This is a genomic window from Azospirillum sp. VT-I1, assembly GCF_055698305.1.
Genome location: NZ_CP168800.1, coordinates 2,502,825 through 2,511,820 on the forward strand (window position 1 = coordinate 2,502,825; position 8,996 = coordinate 2,511,820).

Below are 8,996 nucleotides of genomic sequence, written 5' to 3' on the forward strand. Positions count from 1 at the left end.
GAGAAGATCGTTCCGTAAGCGGCCGGATTTTCTTCGTCATTACTTCCAGGGCATTTCGGTCCACAGGGTGCGGAATTCGCCGTCCAGCTGCTTCAGCTCGGTGGCGAAGGCATCGGGGCCGAGGATGCGCAGGGGCTGGAAGGTCTCGCGCGCCTTGGCCTGGAATTCCGGATCCATTGCGGCCTTGGTGATCGCCTCGACCAGGGTGCGGCGGATGTCGGGCGGCAGGCCCTTCGGGGCGCCGATGCCGCGCATGGACACCATGTCGATGGCATAGCCCTGCTCGCGGAAGGTCGGCAGGTCCGGCGCCATGTCCCAGCGCGCCCGGCTCATCACCCCCAGCATGCGCACGGGATCGCCGCCGGCAATCCCGCGCAGCCCCTCGCCAAGGTTCTGGTCGCAGATCCTGATGTGGGAGCCCAGCATGGCGCGGTAGTTCTCGGCGCTGCCGGCGAACGGCACATGGGTCATCTTCACCCCGGCCTGCCGTTCCAGGACCAGCATGGCGAGATGGTCGTCGGAGCCGATGCCGGTGGATCCGACGGTGAGCGTGCCCGGATTGCCCTTCGCGAACTCCACCACGTCGGCGACCGACCGGAACGGGCTGTCGGCGCGGACGGTCATCACGCCGGGATCGTCGACGATGTTCACCAGCGGGTCCAGCCGGTCCAGCCCATAGCGGGCCGGCCGCTCGATCGGGATGGTGATCAGGTTGGGCGTGTTGATGAAGCCGATGGTATAGCCGTCGGGGGCGGCGTCGGCGATGGCGGCGAAGCCGATCTCGCCGCCGGCGCCCGGCCGGTTCATGACGACGATGCGCCCGCCGCCCAGATAGCGCTCGATATAGGGCGCCAGCATCCGCGCCGTGACGTCGGTGGAGCCGCCGGCGCCATAGGCGACGATCATGGTGATCGGCTTCTCGGGATATGCGGCCTGCACCGCCGCGGGGGAACCCGCCAGCCAAAGCATCAGGGCAGCCAAGGCTGCAACCAGGAAGGACGCCGCACGGCCGCCGGCCATGCGCAGGGGGAGAATGGCTGCTGTCATCGTTCTATGTCCGATCCTTCGGGCCCCGGCCCCGGCCGCGCCGGGGTCACCCATTCATTATGCGTGTATGAAGAAAGTCAGCATGTACCATAACGGGTAATATGCCGCAAATCTGATGAAAAACATCTTGAACTTCCCCCACGATTTCTCTCCCTAAACGGAGTTTTGCGCGACAACGCGCTCGACGGGGAAGTGTGGCGCGGTAATAATGCAACCGGCGGAGATGGGCGCCAGCGGTCGGAACGGCGGCTTCGGGCGGCGTCCCCCGGGGCGCGGGCCGCATTCCCGATGGAGCGGGTGCGGCGTCGGGCTCCTCCGCCGGTATATGGCCGCCGTCACATGGCCGCCGTCGCATGGCTGAGAGATCGGACACATCCATCCAATGACACACACCCTGAGATCGCCCCGATCGGCAGCATCCCTGCTGAGATCGCCCCAGGATCTCGCGGCCGGGCTGCTGCTCAGCGCCCTCGCCCTCGGCGGGCTCTGGCTGGCGCGCGGCTGGGAGGCGGGATCGCTGGCCATGATGCAGGCCGGCTTCTTCCCGCGGCTCGTCTGCTATCTCCTGCTGGCTGCGGGGCTGGCGACCCTGCTGCGCGGGCTGACCGCGGCGGGGCCGGCGACGCTGGGCTGGGCGTGGCGGCCGGCGGTCGCCATCACCGTCGCCGTGATCGCCTTCGCCGCCCTGCTCGACAGGCTGGGGCTGGTGCTTGCCATCCTGGCGCTGATCGGCATCGGCGGCCTCGCCGGACGGCCGTTGCGCCCCGGTCCCTTCACTGCGCTGTGGGCCACGCTGGCCTCCGCTTGCGTCGCCATCTTTTCCTGGGGACTGGGCCTGCCGCTCCAGATCTGGCCATGATGGACGTCTTCGCCAATCTCTGGCTCGGTTTGGGCGTGTCGGTCGAGCCGATGAACCTGGTCTATTGCTTCCTCGGCGTCCTGATCGGCACGCTGATCGGCGTGCTGCCCGGCCTGGGACCGACGGCGACGGTGGCGCTCCTGCTGCCGATCACCTTCTACCTGCCGCCGGTGGGCGCGCTGATCATGCTGGCCGGCATCTTCTATGGCGCCCAGTATGGCGGATCGACCACGGCCATCCTGGTGAAGCTGCCGGGCGAATCCTCCTCCGTCATGACATGCCTGGACGGCAACGCCATGGCCCGTCAGGGCCGCGGCGGCGTGGCGCTTGCGACCGCCGCCCTGGCCTCGCTGTTCGCGGGCTGCGTCACAACCCTGGTCATCGCGCTAGCCGGCCCGCCGCTGGCGGGGGTGGCGCTGGCCTTCGGCCCGTCGGAATATGTGGCGCTGATGCTGGTCGGCCTGATCGGCGCGGTGATCCTGGCTCACGGGTCGGTGGTGAAGGCGGTGGCGATGATCCTGGTCGGGCTGCTGCTGTCGATGGTCGGCACCGACGTCAATTCCGGCCAGATGCGCTTCACCTTCGACATCCCGCAGCTTTATGACGGGCTGGACTTCGTGCCGCTGGCGATGGGGCTGTTCGGCCTTGCCGACATCATCGCCAACCTGGAGGAGACGGAAGGCCGCGGCATCGAGCCATCGCCGATCCACCGGCTGTGGCCGGGCTGGCAGGACTTCAAGGACGCCTTCCCGGCCGCCGTACGCGGCACGGCGCTGGGCGCCTTCCTGGGCATCCTGCCTGGGGGCGGGGCGACGCTCAGCGCCTTTTCCTCCTACGCGCTGGAAAAGAAGATGGCGCGCGATCCCTCCGCCTTCGGCAAAGGCGCCATCCAGGGCGTCGCCGGGCCGGAGGCCGCGAACAATGCCGGCGCCCAGGCCAGCTTCATCCCGATGCTGAGCCTCGGCATCCCGTCCAACGCAGTGATGGCGTTGATGATCGGCGCGATGATGATCCACGGCATCACGCCGGGGCCGCAGATCATGACCAAGCAGCCCGACCTGTTCTGGGGCATGATCGCCAGCATGCTGGTCGGCAACGTCATGCTGGTGGTGCTGAACCTGCCGCTGATCGGCATCTGGGTGCGGCTTCTGCGCGTGCCTTACGCCTTCCTGTTCCCGGCCATCCTGGTCTTCTGCTGCATCGGCACCTACAGCCTGAAGAACGACGTGTTCGACGTGCTGCTGATGGCCGGCTTCGGCGTGTTCGGCTATGTGCTGAAGAAGCTGGACTGCGAACCGGCGCCGCTGCTGCTGGGTTTCGTCCTCGGCCCCCTGCTGGAGGAGAATCTCAGCCGCGCCATGCTGCTGTCGCAGGGCGACCTGACCGTCTTCGTCACCCGTCCGATCAGCGCCGGCCTGATTGCCGTGGCCGCCGGCCTGCTGGCCCTCATCCTCCTGCCGGCCTTCCGCCGCCAGCGCGAGGTCGCCTTCAAGGAGTAGGGCGCCTTTGCCTGCGGCCGGCTCCCGCAACCGAATCCTGGGGCGTCACGCCGCAGGATTCGGTTCTTGCTGAACAAGATAAAATTTTATATAAATGCGGCCATACCTGTTCGGGGTGATGGGGAGCGCATCATGGCCGCCAATGCATGGTTCGGATCGCGTCTGACCGATGGGGCCATGCGCGCGGTGCTCCGTGACCGTCGCCGGATCAAGGCCCGCAGGCGCGCCCGGTCCCGTGACGTCGCCCGCCTCATGCTGGTCGTCTCCGTCCTTACGCTGGGTGTGCTGGCGGTGGAGATCGGGCGCAAGGCCGTCACCATCATCAGCCACGGCACCGTCCAGAACTCGGTCGAACTCACCGGTTGAGCAGGCCGCCAGACCGGGTCGGTCAGGGCAGCACCACCACATAGCGCTTGGTCGTGGCCGCGACCACCGTCCAGCTGCCTTGGAAACCCGGTTCGATGACGAAACGGTCGCCGGCCTTCAGTGTCCAACTCCGGCCATCGTCGTGGGCGACGACGCTTTCGCCCTCCAGGATCTCGCAATACTCCCACTCGTCATAGACGATGCGCCAGGATCCGGGAGTCGACCGCCAGACGCCGGCGAAGCGTTTGCCGTCCGCCGACTCGTAGCCGTTCCAGGTGGTGAAGACGGGGGCGCCGGACAGGATGCGGTCGGCGGCCGGGCCGCCGGTCTCGGGGGCGATGCCGTCCAGTTCGGGCAGAAGGGTCAGGGACATCGGCAGGACTCCTCACCAGGACGCCAGCAGTGCCGGCAGGTCCCGGATGCCGTCGAGGCGGCGGTAATGGTCGTCGGGCACCTCGGCCTCTTCATGCGCCCAGGTGATGGCGTAGGGGATATGGACGGCATGGGCGCCGGTCGCCAGCACCGGCAGGATGTCCGAGCGCACCGAGTTGCCGACCATCAGGAAGCGCGTCGGGTCGATGCCGTGGCGGTCCATCACCCGCCGGTAGGTCGCCGGGTCCTTCTCGCTGACGATCTCAACCGCATGGAACAGCTCCGCCAGTCCGGAGCGGGCGATCTTGCTTTCCTGGTCGAACAGGTCGCCCTTGGTGATCAGAACCAGCCGGTAGCGGGAGGACAGCGCCTCCACCACCTCCGCCACGCCGGGCAGCAGTTCCACCGGATGCTCCAGCATTGCCTTGCCGAAATCGATCAGGCTCTGCAGGTCGCGGGCGGCGACCTGGCCGTCGGTGACCGCGATGGCCGTCTCGATCATCGACAGGACGAAGCCCTTGATGCCGTAGCCATATACCCGGAGGTTGGCCCGTTCCGCCTCCAGCAGGCGGCGGTCCAGGTCGGTCGGGTCAGCGGCATGGGACAGCAGGGCGCGGAAGCGGTCCTGCGTCATCGAGAAGAGCGATTCGTTGTGCCACAGCGTGTCGTCGCCATCGAAGCCGATGGTCTCGAAGGTCTGGATGCCCGGGCCGCCGCCGGGGGTGTGTATGCCGCTCATGGGACTGTCCGCAGGTCCGCTCGATTGATCCGTAAGTAAAACAATACATGGCCCAAGTCGGTCGCTCTTGTCCAGACCGGGAAGGTGCTAGTGCCCGCTATTGTCCGTCTGCCAAACCGTAAGTATCCGTAATGACGTTTTTGCCACAGATCGGTGACATTCCATGGCGAGTTCTTCGCTGCCTGCAAAGCGGGCATGTTGCCGTCGGGGGTGGCAACATGGCTCAAAGGAGCGTAATTATATTTCCACACAAGGAGGACGTGATCGCCGACCGGCGGACCCTCCATAACAAGACATCTCAGGAATCTTCATCATGGCCACCATGCTGCATTCGGCCGAAGCCGGCCGCTCCACTTCCACCTTCGCCCATATCGTCGAAGTCGCCTCGAACCTGTTCGGCCTGTGGCGCCAGCGCGTCGTGACCCGCCGCGAGCTGGGCTATCTGGACGACCGTATGCTGCAGGACATCGGCTTCAGCCGCCTGGATGCCGAGCGCGAGATGTCCAAGCCGTTCTGGCGGGAATGAACGTCCGCACGCCGGCCGGCGAACGCACCGGAAAAGGCCGCTTCCGTTGATCGGAAGCGGCCTTTTCTTTGCCCGCTCGCTGGATTGCCCAATGGATGGGCTGCACAAAAAATAGCCGGTAGAAAAGAAAAGCCCGCCGCCGGACTGAACCGGCAGGCGGGCTTTTTCTTGGAGAAATCCGGAAAGGGCAGGGCGCCGCCCCGCCGCTTCCTCAGATGCAGTAGTGCTTGAGCGGCTCGAAGCCGTTGAAGCAGACGGCCGAGTAGGTCGTGGTGTAGGCGCCGGTGGCGTGGATGCGCACGCGGTCGCCCGACTTCAGTCCCATCGGCATCTTGTAGTCGGCGCGCTCATACAGCACGTCAGCGCTGTCGCAGGTCGGACCGGCCAGGATCACCGCCTCGCGGTCGGCGTCGGAGTCGTCGCCCAGCACCTCGATCGGGTACTGAATCGCCTCGTCCATCGTCTCGGCCAGACCGCCGAACTTGCCGATGTCGAGATAGACCCAGCGCTTCGGATCCTCGGCCGACTTGCGCGACACCAGGACCACTTCGCTCTCGATGATGCCGGCGCTGCCGACCATGCCGCGGCCCGGCTCCACGATGGTTTCCGGCAGGTGGTTGCCGAAGTGGGTGCGCAGCGAGTCGAAGATCGCCTGGCCGTAGGCGGTGCATTCCGGCACGTCGGTGCGGTAGCGGGTGGGGAAGCCGCCGCCCAGGTTGATCATGCCCAGGTCGACGCCCAGAACCTCAAGCTCGCGGAACAGCTGCGCCACCTGGAAGATGGCGTGGTCCCACTGCATCAGGTCCTTCTGCTGCGAGCCGACATGGAAGGACACGCCATAGGGCTGCACGTCCATGTCGCGGGCCTTCAGCAGCAGCTCGCGCGCCATCGTCAGGTCGCAGCCGAACTTGCGCGACAGCGGCCATTCGGCGCCTTCGCCCGAGGTCAGGATGCGGCAGAAGACGCGGGCGCCGGGGGCGGCGCGCTCGATCTTCTCCAGCTCCGGCTCGCTGTCGAAGGCGAACAGGCGCACGCCCAGCTCGTAGGCGCGGCGGATGTCGCCTTCCTTCTTGATGGTGTTGCCGAAGGAGATGCGGTCCGGCGTGGCGCCGGCGGCCAGCGCCATCTGGATTTCCGGGACCGAGGCGCAGTCGAAGGCGGAGCCGAGACGGGCCAGCAGGCTGAGGATTTCCGCGGCCGGGTTCGCCTTCACCGCATAGAAGATGCGGGCGTCGGGCAGGGCGTCGTGCAGATCGTTGTAGTTCTGCTCGACGACATCCAGGTCGATGACGAGGCAAGGGGTCTGCGGGCGCTGCTCTTCGAAAAAGCGCGCAATCTTCTGGGTCATCGAGGTCTCCTGGGACGCAAGATGATGGAACGGAACGGGTGAAGTCGGGGGGAACGGAGCGGCCGAGCGGGCCGATCAGCAACTGAAAAAGCTGATCAGGCGCTCAAGCCGCCAATACTGGATTGCCCCGTACAGAAGCCTGTTCTGTCCGTATGGTCCAGGAGCGACAAATTTCGGAGACGGGTGAGCACGCGCCCACCCACAACAACATCAACCATCGTAACCTCCAAGTCGCCGCCTTGTTTAAGGGACGGTCGGGGATCACGCGTTACGTCGTTGCATAACCACATCTCGGAGACGCCGAGGGGCGGGCCAGCGGCACGTGCGCTTGCGAGTTCGCGTTACATAGATCCAACGCGATCGATTTCAAAGTGAAAAATGCCGCGTGCCCCAAAAAAGTGGCAGACCGTTTGGGGGGCAAAAAAACCGGAGTGATTTCATGGGCTTGACTACGGTTCTGACAGTGGAGGAGATCGGGTTGCGGCTGCTGGCCGCTGCCGTGTGCGGCGCGCTGCTCGGGCTCGACCGCGAGATGCGCGGCAAGGCGGCGGGTTTGCGCACGCATACGCTGATATCCATCAGCTGCGCCCTGACGACTCTGGTGGCGCTGGAGTTCTATGTCGGGCTGCATGCCAGCGGCGATGAGCGGCCGAGCGACCCGGTGCGCGTCATCCAGGGCGTGGCCCAGGCGGTCGGCTTCATCAGCGCTGGGGTGATGTTCCGCTCCGGCGACAGCGTGCGCGGGGCCACCACCGCCGCCGTGATCTGGGTGGCGGGCGGGCTGGGCATCGCCTGCGGCGCCGGATACTACCTGCTGGCGGGGATGGCGCTGGGCCTGTGCCTGATGGTGACGATCCTGTTCACCGTCCTGATGGACCGCTTCCCCCAGTTCGGCAAGGAGGATGACGAGGGCCGCAGGGCCGACGACGACCGCAAGGGGCGGGAGCCGCGCCGCGCCGCCCGTCCGCCGGGCCGTGTCAGGCGGATCGCCCGCCCTGCGTCGCGGGGATGACCAGCAGCCGGTGCGCCAGCAGCGCGCCCAGCCCGACCAGACCGATGGCTCCCATCATCGGCAGGGCGCTGCCGTCGTTCATGTGGCCGACGACGATGCCGATGGCGGCGGCGATGGTCATCTGCGCGAATCCCAGCAGGGAGGAGGCGAGCCCGGCCATGGTGGCGTAGGGGCCGACCGCGTTCGCCGTGGCGTTGGGAAGGGTCAGCCCGGTGCCCAGGATGAACAGGAAGACCGGCACGACGATGGCCAGCAGGTGCAGCACCCCGGCCAGCGCCAGCAGCCCGCCCACGACTCCGCCGCCGAGCGACAGCAGCGTGCCGATGCGGATCATGCGGGCGCCGCCCAGCCGCGGCGTCAGCCGTCCGGCCAGGAAGGTCCCCAGCATATAGCCCAGCACCACCGCGCCGAAGCTGGCGCCATACTGCGCCGGGGTCAGGTGCAGCCGGTCGATCAGCACGAAGGACGAGCCCGAGATGAAGGAGAAGATGCCGCTGTAGGAGAAGGCGACCACCAGCACATAGCCGACGAAGCCGCGGTTGCGCAGCAGAAGCAGGTAGTTGGCGGCCAGCTTGCTGGGCCTCAGGGCCTCCTCGTCGCGGTGGGCGTTGGTCTCGCCCAGCATCGACCACACCGCCGCCAGGATGCCGCAGGCGAAGAGGGTCAGCAGAACGAAGTTGGCGCGCCAGCCGAACCATTCCGTCAGCACGCCGCCCAGCATCGGCCCGACCGCGGGGGCAAGCGCCATCGCCATCGACATGTAGGCCAGAACCGTCGCCGCCCGGTCGCGCCCGAAGACGTCGCGCACCACCGCCCGCGCCACCACCGGCCCGCAGCAGGCGCCGAGAGCCTGGAAGAAGCGGGCGGCGATCAGTCCCTCGATGCTGGTGGTCATGGCGCAGACGGCGCTGGCCGCCAGATAGATCGCCACCCCGACAAGCAGGGTGGGGCGCCGGCCGAACCGGTCGGACATCGGGCCATAGACCAGCTGCGACACGGCGAAGCCGATCAGGAAGATCGACAGCGTCATCTGCACTGTGACGACATCGGTGTCGAACACCCGGACCAGCGCCGGCAGCGAGGGCAGATAGAGGTCGGTGGACAGCGGACCGAAGGCGACCAGGGCGGTCAGCAGCATGCGGATCGGCAGGGAATCGGGACGGGGCATAGCAGGGGCGGGCACCGCGGCGGGGAAGCGAGGACGGGGCCGCACTGTATCAGACGAAAC

At 67.0% G+C, this 8,996-nt stretch carries 10 protein-coding genes; 5 read left to right on the plus strand and 5 right to left on the minus strand.

Going from position 1 to position 8,996, the window contains the following annotated elements; all coding sequences use genetic code 11:
- Nucleotides 1-39: 39 nt before the first annotated feature.
- Entirely contained in the window at nt 40-1,020 is a 981-nt protein-coding gene (locus AB8P05_RS12055) for a tripartite tricarboxylate transporter substrate binding protein (RefSeq protein WP_472759341.1), read from the minus strand.
- A 409-nt stretch (nt 1,021-1,429) separates the two neighbouring features.
- On the opposite strand from AB8P05_RS12055, the gene AB8P05_RS12060 reads away from it, so the two are divergent.
- From AB8P05_RS12060 to AB8P05_RS12070, 3 genes are all read left to right on the plus strand, one after another.
- Complete coding sequence (locus AB8P05_RS12060; RefSeq protein ID WP_472758091.1) at nt 1,430-1,906, plus strand: tripartite tricarboxylate transporter TctB family protein; 477 nt, start codon at nt 1,430-1,432, stop codon at nt 1,904-1,906.
- On the plus strand, nt 1,903-3,405 hold the full coding sequence (locus AB8P05_RS12065) for a tripartite tricarboxylate transporter permease (protein ID WP_472758092.1): 1,503 nt from the start codon (nt 1,903-1,905) through the stop codon (nt 3,403-3,405). Before AB8P05_RS12060 ends, AB8P05_RS12065 begins: the two co-directional genes overlap by 4 nt.
- A gap of 132 nt (nt 3,406-3,537) precedes the next feature.
- On the plus strand, nt 3,538-3,771 hold the full coding sequence (locus AB8P05_RS12070; protein ID WP_455171012.1) for a hypothetical protein: 234 nt from the start codon (nt 3,538-3,540) through the stop codon (nt 3,769-3,771).
- Between the two features lie 22 nt (nt 3,772-3,793).
- Here AB8P05_RS12070 and AB8P05_RS12075 read toward each other — a convergent pair whose 3' ends face one another.
- Both AB8P05_RS12075 and AB8P05_RS12080 read right to left on the minus strand, forming a co-directional pair.
- The gene (locus AB8P05_RS12075; RefSeq protein WP_472758093.1) at nt 3,794-4,144 is read right to left on the minus strand and encodes a cupin domain-containing protein; all 351 of its coding nucleotides are present in this window, start codon (nt 4,142-4,144) and stop codon (nt 3,794-3,796) included.
- A gap of 12 nt (nt 4,145-4,156) precedes the next feature.
- On the minus strand, nt 4,157-4,882 hold the full coding sequence (locus AB8P05_RS12080) for an HAD family hydrolase (RefSeq protein WP_472758094.1): 726 nt from the start codon (nt 4,880-4,882) through the stop codon (nt 4,157-4,159).
- A gap of 313 nt (nt 4,883-5,195) precedes the next feature.
- Here AB8P05_RS12080 and AB8P05_RS12085 point away from each other — a divergent pair, with 313 nt between their 5' ends.
- Nucleotides 5,196-5,408 (plus strand): DUF1127 domain-containing protein, encoded by a 213-nt coding sequence (locus AB8P05_RS12085; RefSeq protein ID WP_455171015.1) that lies wholly within the window; start codon nt 5,196-5,198, stop codon nt 5,406-5,408.
- A 211-nt stretch (nt 5,409-5,619) separates the two neighbouring features.
- Here the strand turns inward: AB8P05_RS12085 and AB8P05_RS12090 are convergent, their stop codons facing one another.
- Nucleotides 5,620-6,756, minus strand: coding sequence for a type III PLP-dependent enzyme (locus AB8P05_RS12090; RefSeq protein ID WP_455171016.1), 1,137 nt, complete (start codon nt 6,754-6,756; stop codon nt 5,620-5,622).
- Between the two features lie 439 nt (nt 6,757-7,195).
- On the opposite strand from AB8P05_RS12090, the gene AB8P05_RS12095 reads away from it, so the two are divergent.
- Nucleotides 7,196-7,768, plus strand: a complete 573-nt coding sequence (locus tag AB8P05_RS12095) for an MgtC/SapB family protein (RefSeq protein ID WP_472758095.1) — start codon at nt 7,196-7,198, stop codon at nt 7,766-7,768.
- Here AB8P05_RS12095 and AB8P05_RS12100 read toward each other — a convergent pair.
- On the minus strand, nt 7,734-8,936 hold the full coding sequence (locus tag AB8P05_RS12100) for a multidrug effflux MFS transporter (protein ID WP_472758096.1): 1,203 nt from the start codon (nt 8,934-8,936) through the stop codon (nt 7,734-7,736). The two genes, AB8P05_RS12095 and AB8P05_RS12100, sit on opposite strands and share 35 nt — an antisense overlap.
- Nucleotides 8,937-8,996: the final 60 nt, after the last annotated feature.

What these genes read in the sequence shown, in the direction of transcription:
- AB8P05_RS12055 (WP_472759341.1), bottom strand. Translation starts at nt 1,020, where the DNA reads ATGGCCGGCGGCCGTGCGGCGTCCTTCCTGGTTGCAGCCTTGGCTGCC.
- AB8P05_RS12085 (WP_455171015.1), top strand. Translation starts at nt 5,196, where the DNA reads ATGGCCACCATGCTGCATTCGGCCGAAGCCGGCCGCTCCACTTCCACC.
- AB8P05_RS12065 (WP_472758092.1), top strand. Translation starts at nt 1,903, where the DNA reads ATGATGGACGTCTTCGCCAATCTCTGGCTCGGTTTGGGCGTGTCGGTC.
- AB8P05_RS12060 (WP_472758091.1), top strand. Translation starts at nt 1,430, where the DNA reads ATGACACACACCCTGAGATCGCCCCGATCGGCAGCATCCCTGCTGAGA.
- AB8P05_RS12075 (WP_472758093.1), bottom strand. Translation starts at nt 4,144, where the DNA reads ATGTCCCTGACCCTTCTGCCCGAACTGGACGGCATCGCCCCCGAGACC.
- AB8P05_RS12080 (WP_472758094.1), bottom strand. Translation starts at nt 4,882, where the DNA reads ATGAGCGGCATACACACCCCCGGCGGCGGCCCGGGCATCCAGACCTTC.
- AB8P05_RS12070 (WP_455171012.1), top strand. Translation starts at nt 3,538, where the DNA reads ATGGCCGCCAATGCATGGTTCGGATCGCGTCTGACCGATGGGGCCATG.
- AB8P05_RS12095 (WP_472758095.1), top strand. Translation starts at nt 7,196, where the DNA reads ATGGGCTTGACTACGGTTCTGACAGTGGAGGAGATCGGGTTGCGGCTG.
- AB8P05_RS12090 (WP_455171016.1), bottom strand. Translation starts at nt 6,756, where the DNA reads ATGACCCAGAAGATTGCGCGCTTTTTCGAAGAGCAGCGCCCGCAGACC.
- AB8P05_RS12100 (WP_472758096.1), bottom strand. Translation starts at nt 8,936, where the DNA reads ATGCCCCGTCCCGATTCCCTGCCGATCCGCATGCTGCTGACCGCCCTG.